The organism is Kistimonas asteriae (assembly GCF_018263925.1).
Taxonomy (GTDB): domain Bacteria; phylum Pseudomonadota; class Gammaproteobacteria; order Pseudomonadales; family Endozoicomonadaceae; genus Kistimonas; species Kistimonas asteriae.
Genome location: NZ_JAEVHF010000015.1, coordinates 105,038 through 121,326, shown reverse-complemented (window position 1 = coordinate 121,326; position 16,289 = coordinate 105,038). Strand labels below are relative to the sequence as shown.

The window sequence follows — 16,289 nt, the reverse complement described above, 5'->3', positions numbered from 1 at the left end:
TAACTTTTATTCTGCCGGTAGCCGCACAATTCCATCCGGTTTGTAGTCAGCAATATGGACAGGAGAGTGTTTGCGAATATACTCCCGTAATACGCTGGCATCAGTAAACCCACTCTCAATATAGGTTGGATTGGACGTTAAAACCGGGTAATCATCACCGCCTGCTGCAGAAAAGCTGTTCAAGGCGAGCCGATATGTTTGGTTATCCTTTAGCGGTTTACCAGCTACATTGATCGACTCCAGCGAGCCACCTCGCATTCTCATTTCAACACCGGCAAAGTGTGCAAAACCGCCGCTATTAATGGTTTTTTCGGCGACATTGCCCAAGTATTCTTTCAGTGCCTTTCCGGAAAGGTCAACATACGCAATACCATTACCAAAGGGCTGAACACTCAGGATATCCCGGTAAGTAATTTCGCCTTTCTGAATACTCGCCCTTATACCACCTGCACTGACAACAGCAAGATCTGCACCTACCATATCCATCTGCGCCAGTGCTATTAAACGACCAAGGTTGGTATAACCAAAGCGAACTTCCTTTCTCTCGCCCATCAATCGTCCATCGGTGTAGCCAACCTGTTGTAGCACTTCCGCTTCGCCTTTCTTTTGATATGGCGTCAGCAAGGCAAGCATCGCAGGATTTTCAGGGATAATATCACCGACAGGCAGACGAACCTTATCACCATCAACGCTCATAACTGACTGCGTATGATTGACTGGGATTAACTGGTAATTCAGTAATTTGAGTTGCCCATTGCTGTACTCAAAATCAGCACGTCCCAGATAGCGCCCCCAGTCCTGCGCCTGAAGAATCCAGGTGTCATTCTGGCGATCAGGTTCAAAGAGTGGGTTCTGGGAATGCCCACCCACAATCAAATCAATGCCATTGACGTTTCTTGCCAGAGTGACATCCCCGGGGGCATTGGAACCGTGCCGGCCATTTTTATAATGTCCCATATGCGTCGTAGCAATAACAACATCGGCCTGTTTCTTTAATTCAGGCAATAACGCCCTGGCTTCTACTTCAGGACGTGTAAAGACAATACCCTGAACATTTTCCTGATTGCCGATTTTCTGGGTATCGTCCGTCGTTAAACCCAATACGGCGACCTTCAAACCATCCAGTCGAAATACTGTATAAGGCTGAAACAAGCGCTCACCGGTTGCCTCATCACGGATATTGGCAGCAAGGAACGGGAACGTTGCAATGCGTTCCTGCATGCGCAGTACTGGCATCGGATTATCAAATTCATGATTGCCGACCGCCATCGCGTCATAACCCAGCAGGTTCATGCCCTTGAAATCAGGAACGGCATCCTGAAGATCGGATTCAGGAACACCTGTATTGATATCGCCACCAGACAATAACAGCACATGCCCACCCGACTCGGTGACTTCTGCGCGAATACGATCAATCAATGTCTTTCTCGCCGCCATACCCCACTCACCATTACCATTTCTCCAGAAATGACCGTGATGATCATTGGTATGTAATACCGTTAGGTGCCAGGCGTTAGCGTTATGTTTCTCTGTATTCCCATTGTCCAGCAATGAACAGGCCGCTAAAGCCATAGAACACAGTAAAATCAGCGAAACGGAAACCCTTTTCGCGAATGGGTATGGTGTCATACTAAAAACATCCCCCAAAACAAATGGGGCAGCTTAACCAATCATTACCATCGTCACATACCAAACAGCCACAGGCATTCACGTGCAAAACAACCGACGACCAAGAAAAAACAACAATAAACATAAGGAAATATCGATAAGCGGTTGCGCATAGTTACGCGCTTTCTGATATGATTGACGTCGCCTCGCGGATCGGCCTGCAGATGTGGACTGATTGGCAAATTCGCAGGCCCTGTCTGATAACAAAACCAACAACAGACAGCGTAGAAACCAGTTACCCATTAGCACCCAGCTCTCAAAAAACATGATGTCGACTGGAAACAGCCTTGATGGCTGGCGGTTTGGTTTTGGCAACGCGTCAAGCACCTTGCGGGGGTATGAGGAGCAACTGCGCAAAGATTGACCTGATGTTGACACAAGTCATTGCTTTGCCTTTTCAGCTTACTGATACTTAAGTAGGGATATGTACGTACTTAAGCGAAGGTTATGTGGATCCATACATGAGTAGCGCAACAACGAACACACACTACAACTATAAAGTGGTTCGCCAGTTTGCCGTGATGACGGTGGTATGGGGTATCGTCGGCATGGCTGTTGGTTTGCTGATTGCAATCCAGCTGGTGTTTCCTGAACTCAACTTTGAACCTTACCTGACCTTCGGTCGACTGAGGCCACTGCATACCAATGCGGTGATCTTTGCGTTCGGTGGTTCCGCCCTGTTCGCCACATCGTACTATGTGGTGCAGCGGACCTGTCAGGCTCGGCTCGTCTCTGATGGCTTGGCGGCGTTCACCTTCTGGGGGTGGAACCTGGTGATCCTGCTGGCTGCCATCACTCTGCCTCTGGGGCTGACCTCCTCCAAGGAGTATGCCGAGCTGGAGTGGCCAATCGATATCCTGATCACCGTTGTCTGGCTGGTTTATGCCTATGTATTCTTCGGCACAGTCATGAAGCGGAAGACTCAGCATATCTATGTCGCCAATTGGTTCTACGGTGCATTCATTATTACTGTTGCCCTGCTTCATGTGGTCAACAGCATGTCTGTGCCAGTCACCTTCTGGAAGTCCTATTCGGCCTATGCCGGCGCCATGGATGCCATGATCCAGTGGTGGTATGGCCATAATGCCGTTGGCTTCTTCCTGACAGCCGGTTTCCTGGGCATGATGTACTATTTCGTACCCAAGCAGGCAGAACGTCCGGTTTACTCCTACCGCCTGTCCATCGTCCACTTCTGGGCACTGATCGCCATTTACATCTGGGCCGGCCCACACCACCTGCACTACACGGCGCTGCCTGACTGGGCGCAGAGCCTCGGCATGGTGATGTCACTGGTTCTGCTGGCACCCTCCTGGGGCGGTATGATCAACGGTGTCATGACATTGTCCGGCGCCTGGCACAAGCTGCGTACCGACCCGGTACTACGATTCCTGGTGGTTTCACTGTCGTTCTACGGTATGTCCACCTTCGAAGGTCCGATGATGGCTATCAAGACCGTCAACGCACTGTCTCACTACACTGACTGGACCATTGGACATGTGCACTCCGGCGCACTGGGCTGGGTGGCCATGGTATCCATTGGTGCCCTTTATCACATGATTCCACGCCTCTGGGGACGTGACAGCATGTACAGTATCAGCATGGTCAACGCACACTTCTGGCTGGCCACTATCGGTACCGTTCTGTACATCGCCGCCATGTGGGTTAACGGCATCACCCAAGGTCTGATGTGGCGCGCAGTGAATGCTGACGGCACACTCACCTACAGCTTTATCGAGTCCGTTATCCAGAGTGAGACCGGGTATATTGTCCGCGCCATCGGTGGAGCTTTCTTCCTCGCCGGTATGGTAGTGATGCTGTACAACGTCTACCGCACCATCCGCGCAGCTGAGCCTGACCAGGCTAAGCTGGCCGCCCAAATGGCGTGACAGGGGGAAGTTTAAAGCCATGACTAAACACGAAATTGTAGAAAAAAACCTTGGCTTGATGGTGATTCTCGTCGTCGTCGCCATCAGTTTTGGCGGCCTCGTCGAGATCGTGCCGCTGTTTTTCCAGAAGGAGACAACCCAGCCCGTCGCAGGGGTTAAACCTTACCCTGCTCTGGAGCTGGAAGGCCGTGACGTCTACATCAAGGAAGGCTGTGTGGGCTGCCATTCCCAAATGATCCGTCCGCTGCGTGCAGAGGTGGAGCGGTATGGCCACTATTCCGTTGCCGGCGAATCCGTCTATGATCACCCGTTCCTCTGGGGTTCCAAGCGAACCGGCCCGGATCTCGCCCGGGTTGGCCAACGCTACTCGGATGAGTGGCACCGGGCTCACCTGTACAACCCCCGTGATGTCGTACCTGAGTCGATCATGCCAGCTTATCCGCATTTGATGGATAACGTATTGAATGGCAAGGACACCGCCAAGAAGATGGAAGCACTCCGTCTCGTTGGCGTGCCTTACACGGATGAGCAGATCAACAATGCCGCCGCAGAGGTCAAGGGCAAGACAGAGATGGACGCCCTTGTCGCCTACCTGCAAGGGCTGGGCACTGCGCTGACGACAAAACGGTAACGGGCTTATGGATATCAATATTCTGCGTGGACTGGCCACTGTCTTTTGCATGATCGCTTTTGTCGGCATCGTGTTCTGGGCCTATAGCAGCAAACGGAAGCGTAGCTTCGATGAAGCGGCCAACCTACCCTTTGCCGACGATACTGCGCACCGTTCCGCCGTCATGAGCGCGCTTGAGAACGGCGACAAGAACAAGAACATGGGGGAGAAACAGAATGTCTAGTTTCTGGAGCGGGTGGATTTTCATCCTGACGTTTGCCTGCCTGGCCTTGGTGGTTGGCCTGTTAATCGCCACTACCAAGACCCAGCGCAAGCAAACCACCTCGGAAACCACCGGCCACAACTACGATGGTATCGAGGAATATGACAACCCAATGCCTCAATGGTGGCTTGGGCTGTTTATCGCCACACTGGTGTTTACCGCAGCTTACCTCATCCTGTTTCCAGGCGTCTGGAAAGGCGCGCTGGGCTGGACCCAGATTAACCAGCTGGAAGCCGAAACCGCCAAACATACCCGCCAGTATGCACCGCTGTTTCAGCAATATGCGGCTAAATCCATTGAAGAGCTGCAGGACAACCCCAAGGCCCTGAAAATGGGGCAACGAATCTTTCTGAATAACTGTGCGCTTTGTCATGGCAGTGATGCTCGCGGGGCATTCGGTTTCCCTAACCTGGCCGATGACGACTGGCTGTGGGGTGGCACACCGGCAGACATCAAGCACTCCCTTCTGGAAGGCCGTCGTGGGCAAATGCCTGCCTGGGGCGCCGTCATTGGAGAAACCGGTGTCCGCAATGTGTCTGCCTATGCTCGTAGCCTGAGCGGCATCGATACTGGCTTCAGCGACGCCGATCTCACCAAAGGTAAGAAAGTCTTTGAAACCACCTGTTCTGCCTGTCACGGCCAGGAAGGCAAAGGTAACAAACTCCTTGGCGCACCTGACCTGACCAACGGTGTCTGGCTGTATGGCTCCTCCCAGACCCAGGTGATGTACACCATCCGTAACGGCCGTAACGGTGTCATGCCTCCCTGGAAAGATATCCTTGGCGAAGAAAAGGTACACCTCGTATCTGCCTACGTTTATAGCCTGTCTCACAAGAAAGACAGCCAGTAATCACAATCTTACCGACTGCAGTTTGCAGTCGGTTTTTCTGAGTGCAGTGACTCAAGCTGCACTCAGAAAAACCGAAACGCTTCCCGCACTATTCCAACAATAACATCCGACGCCGAAGCGCCACCGTGAACAGCCAGGGACATGACCGGATGAGTGAGTCCAATACCCGCAAAAATGGTTCAGACCAGGAACCCGAAATCATTGAAGTGGTCGACCTCTACAAGAAGCGGGAAAAAATCTATACCCGATCGTTTCAGGGTTTCTTTCGAAATCTGCGCATCAGTGGAGGGGCATTTCTCTTCATTCTCTATTTCGGTGTCGCCTGGATATCAATCAGTGGTCGACAGGCCATCTTGTTTGACCTGCCCGCACGGCAATTCCACATCTTTGGCGCAACCTTCTACCCGCAAGACTTCGTTCTGCTGTCCTGTCTGCTGATCATTAGTGCGTTTGGCCTGTTCTTCATCACTGTTCTGGCAGGCAGGGTCTGGTGCGGTTATACCTGTCCGCAGAGTGTCTTCACCTGGGTGTACATGTGGGCTGAACACGTCACTGAAGGAGACCGTAACCAGCGCATGAAGCTCGATAAAGCGGAAATGAGCTCTGCCAAGTTTCTCCGAAAAGCACTCAAACATATCCTCTGGCTAGCTATAGCGCTGGTAACAGGTATTACCTTTGTTGGGTACTTCACCCCTATCCGTGAGCTTATACCGAATCTTTTGAGCCTGGATGTGCATCCCTGGGCATTGTTCTGGATCGGTTTCTTCACCCTGGCGACATACGGTAATGCGGGCTGGCTGCGTGAACAGGTCTGTATCTATATGTGCCCTTATGCCCGTTTCCAGAGCGTCATGTATGACCAGAATACGGCTACCGTCTGGTACGACCCAGCCCGGGGCGAGCCTCGTGGCCCAAGAAAAAAATCATCGGATCCAAAAACCCTGGGGCTCGGTGACTGTATTGACTGCAAGATGTGTGTTCATGTCTGCCCGACCGGCATTGATATCCGCGATGGTCTGCAATACGAATGTATTGGCTGTGCTGCCTGTATCGACGCCTGTGACAGTATCATGGACAAGATGGGATACGATAAGGGGCTGATCCGCTATAGCAGCGAAAACGAGATCGTCGAAGGCAAACCCGGCAAAATCATGCGCCCTCGCCTGATCGGTTACCTTCTGGCACTGATCATTATGACGGTCATGTTCCTGGTTACTGTCAGCAACCGCTCCATGATTGAGCTGGAAATCCTCAGGGATCGACAAAGTCTGTACACTGAGACCGTCGATGGCCTGATAGAGAACGTCTACACCCTCAAACTGGTCAACAAGGATCAGCAAACACACCGTTATCGAATCACTACCAGCGGTCTTGACGGACTACGTTATGAAGGTGACAAAACGGTTAAAGTCGCCTCTGGCGAATTGCTGAACATCCCGGTACGGCTGGTTGCTCCACCTGAAATATTAAAGGGTAAGAGAAACACAATCGTCATATTCACCGTCACTGCCGAGACTGCTACGATGCCCCCTGTCTCGACAGAAAGCCGTTTCCTTGCTCCGGCTCCCCGGTAATACCCAATAGAGGCCATGCTGTAATGCATCATCACCCGAACCAGACTGACACCTTCACCCCATGGCATAAGGAGCCATGGGTGTGGTTTATTATCACTATCCTGCTGGTGACCTTCACTTGGGGTGCCATCACATTGACCGTTGCATTGAATAACCGCGACACCGTGGTTGTGGATGACTATTACAAGGTCGGCAAGGTTATCAATGAAGACCTGTCACGGGAAAACCGTGCGGTAGAATGGGACGTCAGCGCGCTTATCAGTGTGGATGACCTGACCGGTGAAGTCCGCGCCAAAGTCACAGGCAAGCTGCCCGAGCGCCCTGAGGCCTTGCGTCTTCGCTTCTCCTCCCCTGTTTTCAAAAGCAATGACCGGGATATCATGCTGCGCCTCACCCCCTCTGGTGATTATATTGGCAACCTGACAAGCAGTGTCGGTGGACGCTATTACGTGCAACTGGAAACACTGGATGAACAAATTCCCGAGCAGGCCTACCAGACGGGCTGGCGCCTCAACGATGAGTTAGTACTTGAGCCTGGCGCGCCCGTCACACTGTCCGCTGGCACACCCGTTTCCGGTAGTGAGCAATAGAGATTTTCATGACTGTAAGCTGTTTTCACTGTCATTTACCCATTACCGATACACCGCGTTACTTCGCCATCATTGAAGCCGAGGAGCAGCCCATGTGTTGCCCGGGCTGCAAGGCTGTCGCAGAAGCCATCGTGGCCGGTGGCCTGGATAATTATTATCGTTTTCGCACCGAACCCGCGGAACGGGCTGAATCTGCCAACCAGGCCCTGCAAGCAGAATTGGCGCTTTATGACCGTGAAGATATGCAGGCAGATTTTGTCCGGACCCATCCGGATGGCACCCGGGAAGCGCGCCTGCTGATTGAAGGGATTACCTGCTCAGCCTGCGTCTGGCTGATTGAAAAACACCTGTCACACCTGACAGGCATCTCTAACGTTACCGTTAACCTGAGCCAGCATAGCGCAACTGTCAGCTGGGATCCTGAGAGCGTCAAACTCAGTGACATTCTGCTGGAACTGCACCATATCGGCTACAAGGGACACCCCTGGCGGGCAGAGCGTCAGGAAGCGCTGATGCAGCAGGAGCACCGGGTCTTCATCCGGCGGCTCGCCGTTGCAGGGATTGGCACCATGCAGGTGATGATGTATGCCGTCGCCCTGTATGCTGGCGCCATGCAGGATATGGAAGCTGAATATCGGGATTTTATCCGCTGGATCAGTGCCTTTGTGGCAACACCCGTCGTTTTTTATGCCGCCCGTCCATTCTTCACTGCGGCCTGGCGTGATCTGAAAACCCGACACCTGGGCATGGATGTCCCTGTCTCCATTGCCATTGGCGGGGCGTATGTTGCCAGCCTATGGGCGACCTGGCACGGCCATGGCGAAGTCTATTTTGATTCCGTCAGCATGTTTACCTTTTTTCTGCTGCTGGGACGCTATCTGGAATTACGGGCCAGACATCGAACCGCCAAGGCAGGTCGTGCTTTGCGTAACCTGCTGCCAGCCAGCTGCCTTAAACTCAGCGGAAACCAGACTGAACGGGTTCCCGTTACCGATCTTCAGCCCGGCGATCGAGTCCGCGTATTACCGGGCGACAGCGTCCCAACCGATGGCATGATCATCAGCGGCCATTCCAGTCTGAACGAATCAGCCCTGACCGGTGAATACATGCCGGTTGCCCGCAGTGCCGGGGAACGGGTGATCGCTGGCAGCCTGAATACCGAGAACGCCTTGGATATTGAGGTTACCCGCATTGGTGACGACACTCGGCTCTCAGCGATTGTCCGGCTGCTGGAACGTGCACAGAGTGACAAGCCTGCTATCGCCCGTATTGCAGACCGGGTCGCCGGATTCTTTGTTGCCGCCGTGCTGGTGACGTCTGTCGTCGTGTTCACCCTCTGGAGCCAGATCGATCCGGGACATGCATTCTGGGTGACGCTGTCCGTCCTGGTGGTCACCTGCCCCTGCGCCCTGTCACTTGCCACGCCTGCCGCCTTGACTGCCGCGACCGGCACCCTGCAAAAGCTGGGCATTCTCATCAGCCGCGGTCATGTTCTCGAAGGCCTCAACCAGGTGACCCATGTTATCTTTGACAAGACGGGCACACTCACCAAAGGCAAGCTGATTCTGCGGCAAGTCATTCTTGCGGAAGGTTGTACGCTAAAACAGGATGATGTGATTCACCTGGCAAGCGCCCTTGAAAGTCATTCCGAGCACCCCATCGCCCAGGCTTTCTCAGGCGCATCACCCTATACAGCCACTGATGTGACCAACACCACAGGCAAAGGCCTCAGCGGCTACATAGACAACAGCCTTTACCGGATAGGTACAGCAACCTTCAGCGCGCCAGACGTGAACCTGTCTCCCCCCGATACGTCAGGACAATGGTTATTACTCAGTTGTAACGAACAACCCATAGCTTGGTTCGAGCTCGATGATGAACTGCGCCCGGAAGCGGCCACGGTCATCGACGCCCTGCAGCGCCGGGGCCTGACCGTTGAACTTCTCAGCGGAGACACCCCTGGCGTTGTTTCAAGGGTGGCGGGCGAACTGGGTATCGACCAATGGCTGGCCGCCGCCGTTCCTGACGATAAACTCAAGCATGTCCGTACCCGGCAGGCACACGGCGCCAAGGTCCTGATGGTGGGGGATGGCATCAATGATGTCCCCGTGCTGGCTCAGGCTGATCTCTCACTGGCTCTGAACAACGCCACGGACCTGGCTCGCACCACCGCTGATGCCGTCCTGTTAACCGGTGACCTGCAGCGTCTGCTCACCGCATTCGATCTCGCCCGGCAAACACGCCGTATCATCTGGCAGAACCTGTTCTGGTCACTGGGTTACAATATCACTGCCCTGCCATTGGCGGCGACCGGCCTGATTGCCCCCTGGATGGCAGCTATCGGCATGTCACTGAGTTCATTGATTGTGGTTGGCAACGCCATGCGACTGACCCGCCTGGCACCTGAGACACCGGTATTGGATAAGGGTAAACTGTCTGCAACCTCTTTCCAGGGAGCCTGATGCCATGGCCAGTTTATACCTGCTGATCCCCCTGGCGGTGATCTTTGTGATCATTGCTGTCGCCCTGTTTTTCTGGGCCGTTGATAACGGGCAGTTTGATGACATGGAAGGGCCGGCACACAGCATCCTGTTTGATGACAAACCCCGAAAAAAGCCAACACCCACCGATAAACAGGATAAAAAGGAATAGATAGTGATCTCTATCACGACAATCGTTGCAGTCTGGCGGTATACAGACTGTCAATCTTATTCGTTCACACCCTTTTATGCCTGAAACACTGCAGTATACGACCGCTATCATTCTCGGCCTACTCGGCGGTGCACATTGTATTGGGATGTGTGGGGGCATTATGTCGGCCCTGACACTGTCGACGCCTGCCAGCAATACCCTCCCACGTCGTCTGTCATTACTTCTGGCGTATAATTCCGGCCGGATTATCAGTTACGCCATTGCAGGCTTCCTGATGGGAACACTGGGCTGGTTTCTGGGCGGATTCAGCCGTGAAACCAGTCTGGCTATTCGCTGGTTGGCAGGATTGATGTTGATTGCCATGGGACTGTATCTTTCCGGATGGTGGCTTGGCCTCACCAAACTGGAACAGGTCGGCCATCGGCTCTGGCGCCATATTCAACCACGGGCTGCAGCTATGCTGCCAATCACCACCCCTCCCCAAGCCTTTGCTGTGGGCATGCTCTGGGGCTGGTTACCCTGCGGACTCGTTTACAGTACGCTGATCTGGGCAGCATCCAGCGCCAGCAGCTGGAACGCAGCGCTGCTGATGCTCTGCTTTGGCATTGGCACCATCCCGGTGTTGCTGGCAACCGGTCTACTCGCAGACCAGATGAAAGGGGTGCTGCAACACCGGGGGGTCAGAGCCAGTGCCGGCATGCTGGTCATGCTGTTCGGACTCTGGACCATTCCCGGACCACATCAGCACTGGGTAATGACGCATCTTCAGTTGGGTGGATCTCAGCACAGCGCTGCTCAACCGCATGGTAACAGTGATCCAGTACATCCATGAATTCCGTCTGCGTGATTTCATGTCCCCGGCAGCAGGCTTTCCAGTCAAAACAATGATGCCCTGACCACCAGGCATGTTCCGATATATCGAGGATGGTTTTGCCTGAGAATGGGTGCTGCCGGCGTATTAGCAATTCCAGAGATACCGCCAGTGAAAACCAGTCAAAGGACCCACGCATCATCCCCTGGCTTCGCAATATCCCTGGTGCAGCAAAGGCCGGGGATAGATGGCACGGGACAACTTGGGAAACGGGTATTCCAATATCAGATGCGTCCGTAAAATCAATCAGCACACCGCCCCATGCTGGCATGATGTTAGCTGGCTTTATATCACCATGAATAAATCCTTGTCGATGACAATGACACACGGCTTCCCCGACTTGCCTTAAGAGTCCTAATCCTTCTAATAGTGAAATGTCATCGCCCCGCAACCGTAGGGCCAAATTGCCTGCTTTTAACCAGGGGAACACCATCAACCCCATAGCATGAAACAATAGCGTCGGCTGTAAAATGCCCTTCGCTGAAAGGGTGCTTAATCTTGCCCATTCCCTTCCCAGTCGATCTGGTGATCCTTGCTTGAGTGCAACCCGCTTCCCACTCTCATGATCATAGGCCTGTACGACACATCGCCGCCCACCCAATGGGCGTTCTAGCGTGAAGCGCCCTGCCAGTCGATACTTCGTCTGCCGTGTAAGAAATGCGTGACTGAATTTCATAGCAACGTTTCCGGCAGGTTGAAATTCAGAAACAGTTCCTGTGCCCGGGGACCCGGGTATTCATCAATCGCAGATCCATGCAATTTGACGGATCGCTCACCCAGTTGATATTCGAAGATCACGCCCATGGTGTCGGATTTCATCCGCGCATCCCAGAAAAAACGCAGTAACGCCCAGGGACCGTTATATTGTTTTTCTGCCAGCAATACGCCACTTCGGTAAAATTGCGCTGTCACGCCGGTATCCGGCGTATCATCAGTAGGCCAGTGCACAGAATTCCAGACCCGGGGACCATGCTGGTATTTGAATACCGGCCGTGCAGCAGACAGGACGAAATCCGTCACATCCGGACTCATATCCAGCGCCCGGACGGTCAAGTCCAGGGATACCTGCTGACCATTGGCGTCCAGGTAAACATAACGAATGCGTTTTGCCTTGATCATCAAATCCAGTATTTTGGGTTTGAGTGGCAACCGAAAACCATCAATCGATTTCACCACCGGCTTCGCCCCCTGCCAGTCGATGAACGGGGCCAGATAGGTTGTCATGAACCCATCCCACACGCCTTCCGGACGGAAAAACGTGACAAATGACGAGAGGGAGGACTCCCATCCTTCACTGGCGGCAAAAGGAAAACGTCCCGCTAATGTCGCCTTGTAGACCGGCAATACATTCTGGCGCCATTGCTTGTCGATATGCCGATACGCCTCCATAAGGACCAGCTTCCAGATCTGCTGAGACAGGGCCTGGCCGATACTGGCCACCACCGGCGGTGCCAGTGTGGACACCGTATCAATGCAACGGATAGGGTCATTGTTTCCAGCGGCATGGGCAAGTGCATACGTAAAAAAGACTTCACCCGGATCAGGTGCTGTCAGCGCATCCTGCAGATAAACGTCAAGATTTGACACGCACTGTTCCAGCCGTTCGAACGCTGAACCCTGCTCATGACGGGTTTCCACAAAATCCGCGTATTGCTGAAACTGCTCATCCACCACATAGGCAGGGTGCAGGCGATATTGTTGATCCGCTGCCAACCACTTTGCCCCTTGCCGCCCCGCCTTGCCTGCCGCTTTTTCGACGACCGATGTCTCTAACGGCTCCCTGGCTTGCACAAGCTGGGTATTCGCCACGAGAAAATTCAGCGCATCCAGAAGAGGGCTGATAGAGGGTGCCCGCAAGACTTCCAGCGAAGCGCCCAGCTGGATCAGCGTATCAAAGCGGGCAACCTCAATATTGTCATACAGGGTTTTCCAGCGATAAATATAATCTGAGAAATACAGATTCTGGATATTGGTGCTGAGCGCCAACAGGTCAACGTTAAATGGCCCCTGTAAATCGCCCATAATCAACCGGTATTCCGTCAATAACTGTCGCAAAAGCGGAGATTTCACAGAGAGATCCAGGTTGGCATACCCCATGGCGGTATACATCACTGGCAAGGTAAAAGCCTTGAATCCGGGTCGGAAACGGGCCATCAGTGGAAAGTATTTTCCCATGAAATGACGGACATCCAGTGTTTCACGGTTATTCGGCAGCGCCTTGAGCCGGCCATAAATAAGCTGATCGACAGGCACACCAGCGAGACTCTGACGCGCCATTTCAACCAGTTGTTCTCTGGGCCTGTAGACGGCAGCATACTCAGAATCCAGCAGATCGCTGACCAGTTGCTCTGTCTGGTGCCCATTGAGTTGCGGGACAACAATAGCCATGCGTCCAAGTAGAAAACGCTCCAGGCCACTGGTATTTAGAAGGCGCTTGTTAAACAGCATCAAGTAAAAACGAAGATGTTCGAACACCTGTCCAGTATCATCGTCATCAAGGCTTTGCTGTAAGGCTGTCGCCGTCAGGTCTATCAGCCTGGGTAACAGCAGTTGCTGGAGATGATTATGGTATGCCTGGGTCACAGCCTTCGACAAGTTCCCCTCAAACAGGCTGCTGCGCAGATACCAGGGTTTCTTACGGTTCCCTTCCAGGTAAAGCTGCCTCAGGTCAGTCAGAACAGGGAGCACATAGCCAAGGTCGGTGGTTCTCTCCTGACGCTCAAGACGAAATATTTCTGAATGGTAAAGCGCCAGGCGCGATTGCATACTGTGAAAGTAGGACTCATCCCTGATCCAGTTCGCACGCATCTGGTAAATAAACACACCCAGCGACAACACCAATACCAGTATCACTAAAAGATGAGCAAACAGGTAGCGGCTCTCCTGTTGCCGGTTCCTTCCGGCAATCCCCGATTCCGGCAATATGACCTGTTGCAATAGTCGGCTGGCAAACAGCGTCATCCGGCCTGGCACCTGTTCGTGAACCGTCGTGCCGGTACAGCCACCAAAATTAGAGACCGCCTGCGTTAATAAGTCATACTGAACTCCTTGCTGTTCGGAGGTAAACAGAAAATACCCCCGCAACCAGACATACTCCCGCAGCAAGGACTCCGTACAGAGATCCTTGCAAAAGTTTTCCATGACCCGTCCGAAGAGTTGCAATTGGAAGGGCAAGCCAATAAGCGATTGCCAGCTGTCCGGTCGTCGTCCCTGCTGCATGGACCTTAACTGTTTGTCGACCAGTCCCAACAGTAAGGTCTGCAGTGAATGCCGGAACCATTCCACATCAAAATGCCGGTTGTCATACTGCTCAACCAGATCGCCAAACGGTGTATCTGCCCCGCCCTCCCGCCGACTGCTGAACGCGGGCAAAAAATCACAGATAGCATCCACACAGCTGAATGTCGCATAAACCGGCAACTGAATGCCGATACGGTTATTCAGCGTCAAAATGGCCTCACGTATGCGGCTGGCGAGATTACGTCGGGCATCGCGACTCCCATGCAGCAGATCAGCGCAACTGATTACCATGATCAGACCATTCAATGCCTGTCTTGGCCGATATTTCATTAACAGGTCAGAAAAATAGTGCCACAGCGCCTCATTCACACCGGCTCCAACCAATCCCGGCCCGGTTTCAATCACCACGACCCGCTTCCCAACCCAGAACCGGCACAACCAGTTGGCGGACGTTTCCTCATCCTCGGAATACAGAAACAGTGGCTCAAGATTATTGCTGGACAATAGGGTGCTTTTACCACTACGACCGTCCCCCAATGCCACGTACCATGCTTGCTCGTAAAGACTTCGTGTCGCGAGTCGCTGACGGTTTTTTAACTGTTTGATGGCATCCCCAAACAGGCTGGCCAAAGCCGTTTTATCGCGTTCCAGATCGGTGAGTGCTGTCTTTTTTTCCTGAACCGTACGCCGGCTGGTCTTGCGACGGTGATACCACCAGGCAACGCTGGCGATACCGGTCAGCAGCAACGGAATCAGCAGTAAACGCAGCAACATGCTCGATCCTGGCGCCACAAAACCGCTCAGAAGCCAGACAACACTGGTAACCGACAGCATGCTGATCCCGGTTACCAGCAACAACGGCCTCAATGCCGCCAGTAATACGCGTTTCATTCGCCCGGTACCCGCTCAGCGCCGGATTCCGGTAATAGGTCCAACTCTACCGTTCCCGTCAGGTTATAGCGTATGCCCAGCTCGTTTTTGAGCAACTCCGCTTTCTGGCGGCTGGTCGCAGGAATTTTAACCACCCATTTATCCCTAACCTGTGTGACTGTTGCCAGGTAGCCGGCATGGGTCAGTTCATTACTGATCGCCCGGGCACGACTCTCACGCTCGAACGGAGTCAGTGTGACTGACCAGACACGTTCAAACAGCTGACCGGTCAGGACACCGGCAGAGCGCAGCAAACGTGATGTCTCATCATCCGACACGGTACTGGCCGCCTCCTCCTGCCCGGTATCGGTATAGAAGACTTCCATGGCCAGACGTTCATATTGCGACAACAGAACAGCTGACTGACTGCCATACCAGAGTTCGGAAATCATCACTGTAATCGCGACCAGAATGGTGGCGCCCAGCAATAGCCACGAGAATGGGATAAAACGGAACGGCTTGCCGTGCATTACAGGTTTCTCGCGAGACCTTTCGGGGGGCATCGTGTCCTTATGATGACGGAACAGCAGTTTCAGAATACTGGCACTGAGTTCACTGACCGGGCTATTGGCCATATCCCGGTACCGTCCCCTGAACCCCAGTTGTAACAGGCAGTACTGCACTTCAAGAAAATCCACCAGACGCATTTGCTGCCGTAAGGCCTGGTCAAGCAAGTCAAAGAACACTTCCCCACCATTACGCTGGTTAAACACACTGCTGACCAACGTGTTATTACCCCAGTTCGCAACCTCCCCCCAGTCTGTATTCATGATCATTTCATCCAGGGCGGCACAGAGGACAAAACAGGTTTTGTCGATCACACTGGCGTGGTAATCCAGAAACAGGCCTCGATTACGCACCTCTGCGATCAGGTCGAGCAATAACAGGCGGAACTGCCGGATATCCTGCGGGTATCCAAGGCGCGGCAAGGCAACGAGCACCGCGATCACTTCATGGGAAATATTGATCAGGGGGTTGGGGTGAAGATCAAAACGCTCAGGCAGACTCGACAATTCCCAGAGATCAGCCCCATCAGACACGCCCGGGGTGGGCTCCTGATCGGGAGCCGATGATGGTTCTTTATCCACGGCCCGGATGTCTACCGTTTCTTCATCAACAAACAGCGAAGTCACTC

At 53.4% G+C, this 16,289-nt stretch carries 12 protein-coding genes and 1 pseudogene; 9 read left to right on the top strand and 4 right to left on the bottom strand.

Annotated elements, in window-relative coordinates:
- Positions 1-6 precede the first annotated feature (6 nt).
- On the bottom strand, positions 7-1,629 hold the full coding sequence (gene ushA / locus KHS78_RS16670; RefSeq protein WP_211829624.1) for a bifunctional UDP-sugar hydrolase/5'-nucleotidase UshA: 1,623 nt from the start codon (positions 1,627-1,629) through the stop codon (positions 7-9).
- A 500-nt stretch (positions 1,630-2,129) separates the two neighbouring features.
- On the opposite strand from ushA, the gene ccoN reads away from it, so the two are divergent.
- The 9 genes from ccoN to KHS78_RS16625 all read left to right on the top strand — a co-directional run bounded on the left by ccoN (position 2,130) and on the right by KHS78_RS16625 (position 10,945).
- The gene (gene ccoN, locus KHS78_RS16665) at positions 2,130-3,554 is read left to right on the top strand and encodes a cytochrome-c oxidase, cbb3-type subunit I (protein WP_211829622.1); all 1,425 of its coding nucleotides are present in this window, start codon (positions 2,130-2,132) and stop codon (positions 3,552-3,554) included.
- Positions 3,555-3,573: 19 nt separating this feature from the next.
- Positions 3,574-4,185 (top strand): cytochrome-c oxidase, cbb3-type subunit II, encoded by a 612-nt coding sequence (gene ccoO, locus KHS78_RS16660; protein WP_211829621.1) that lies wholly within the window; start codon positions 3,574-3,576, stop codon positions 4,183-4,185.
- Positions 4,186-4,192: 7 nt separating this feature from the next.
- Positions 4,193-4,408 carry a cbb3-type cytochrome oxidase subunit 3 gene (locus KHS78_RS16655; RefSeq protein ID WP_211829620.1) on the top strand — a complete coding sequence of 72 codons (216 nt, stop codon included), beginning with the start codon at positions 4,193-4,195 and terminating at the stop codon, positions 4,406-4,408.
- On the top strand, positions 4,401-5,297 hold the full coding sequence (gene ccoP, locus KHS78_RS16650) for a cytochrome-c oxidase, cbb3-type subunit III (RefSeq protein WP_211829619.1): 897 nt from the start codon (positions 4,401-4,403) through the stop codon (positions 5,295-5,297). Before KHS78_RS16655 ends, ccoP begins: the two co-directional genes overlap by 8 nt.
- A 149-nt stretch (positions 5,298-5,446) precedes the next feature.
- The gene (gene ccoG / locus KHS78_RS16645) at positions 5,447-6,871 is read left to right on the top strand and encodes a cytochrome c oxidase accessory protein CcoG (protein ID WP_211829618.1); all 1,425 of its coding nucleotides are present in this window, start codon (positions 5,447-5,449) and stop codon (positions 6,869-6,871) included.
- Between the two features lie 80 nt (positions 6,872-6,951).
- On the top strand, positions 6,952-7,461 hold the full coding sequence (locus KHS78_RS16640; protein WP_211829617.1) for a FixH family protein: 510 nt from the start codon (positions 6,952-6,954) through the stop codon (positions 7,459-7,461).
- An 8-nt stretch (positions 7,462-7,469) separates the two neighbouring features.
- The gene (locus KHS78_RS16635; RefSeq protein WP_211829615.1) at positions 7,470-9,923 is read left to right on the top strand and encodes a heavy metal translocating P-type ATPase; all 2,454 of its coding nucleotides are present in this window, start codon (positions 7,470-7,472) and stop codon (positions 9,921-9,923) included.
- Between the two features lie 4 nt (positions 9,924-9,927).
- Positions 9,928-10,113, top strand: coding sequence for a cbb3-type cytochrome oxidase assembly protein CcoS (ccoS, locus tag KHS78_RS16630; protein WP_211829614.1), 186 nt, complete (start codon positions 9,928-9,930; stop codon positions 10,111-10,113).
- Between the two features lie 76 nt (positions 10,114-10,189).
- Positions 10,190-10,945, top strand: coding sequence for a sulfite exporter TauE/SafE family protein (locus KHS78_RS16625; protein ID WP_211829613.1), 756 nt, complete (start codon positions 10,190-10,192; stop codon positions 10,943-10,945).
- Positions 10,946-11,030: 85 nt separating this feature from the next.
- Here the strand turns inward: KHS78_RS16625 and KHS78_RS22685 are convergent.
- The 3 genes and pseudogenes from KHS78_RS22685 to icmH form a co-directional block, all read right to left on the bottom strand.
- A pseudogene (locus KHS78_RS22685) lies at positions 11,031-11,660 on the bottom strand (protein kinase domain-containing protein); the annotation flags it as partial.
- The gene (gene tssM, locus KHS78_RS16620; RefSeq protein ID WP_211829612.1) at positions 11,657-15,115 is read right to left on the bottom strand and encodes a type VI secretion system membrane subunit TssM; all 3,459 of its coding nucleotides are present in this window, start codon (positions 15,113-15,115) and stop codon (positions 11,657-11,659) included. The pseudogene KHS78_RS22685 and the gene tssM, both read right to left, overlap by 4 nt.
- A complete protein-coding gene (icmH, locus tag KHS78_RS16615; RefSeq protein ID WP_211829611.1) occupies positions 15,112-16,287 on the bottom strand; it encodes a type IVB secretion system protein IcmH/DotU in 1,176 nt (391 codons plus the stop codon). Before icmH ends, tssM begins: the two co-directional genes overlap by 4 nt.
- Positions 16,288-16,289 lie beyond the last annotated feature (2 nt).

Excerpts from the sequence above, each read along its gene's own strand:
- ushA (WP_211829624.1), bottom strand. The coding sequence starts at position 1,629 with ATGACACCATACCCATTCGCGAAAAGGGTTTCCGTTTCGCTGATTTTA.
- ccoN (WP_211829622.1), top strand. The coding sequence starts at position 2,130 with ATGAGTAGCGCAACAACGAACACACACTACAACTATAAAGTGGTTCGC.
- ccoO (WP_211829621.1), top strand. The coding sequence starts at position 3,574 with ATGACTAAACACGAAATTGTAGAAAAAAACCTTGGCTTGATGGTGATT.
- KHS78_RS16655 (WP_211829620.1), top strand. The coding sequence starts at position 4,193 with ATGGATATCAATATTCTGCGTGGACTGGCCACTGTCTTTTGCATGATC.
- ccoP (WP_211829619.1), top strand. The coding sequence starts at position 4,401 with ATGTCTAGTTTCTGGAGCGGGTGGATTTTCATCCTGACGTTTGCCTGC.
- ccoG (WP_211829618.1), top strand. The coding sequence starts at position 5,447 with ATGAGTGAGTCCAATACCCGCAAAAATGGTTCAGACCAGGAACCCGAA.
- KHS78_RS16635 (WP_211829615.1), top strand. The coding sequence starts at position 7,470 with ATGACTGTAAGCTGTTTTCACTGTCATTTACCCATTACCGATACACCG.
- ccoS (WP_211829614.1), top strand. The coding sequence starts at position 9,928 with ATGGCCAGTTTATACCTGCTGATCCCCCTGGCGGTGATCTTTGTGATC.
- KHS78_RS16625 (WP_211829613.1), top strand. The coding sequence starts at position 10,190 with ATGCCTGAAACACTGCAGTATACGACCGCTATCATTCTCGGCCTACTC.
- tssM (WP_211829612.1), bottom strand. The coding sequence starts at position 15,115 with ATGAAACGCGTATTACTGGCGGCATTGAGGCCGTTGTTGCTGGTAACC.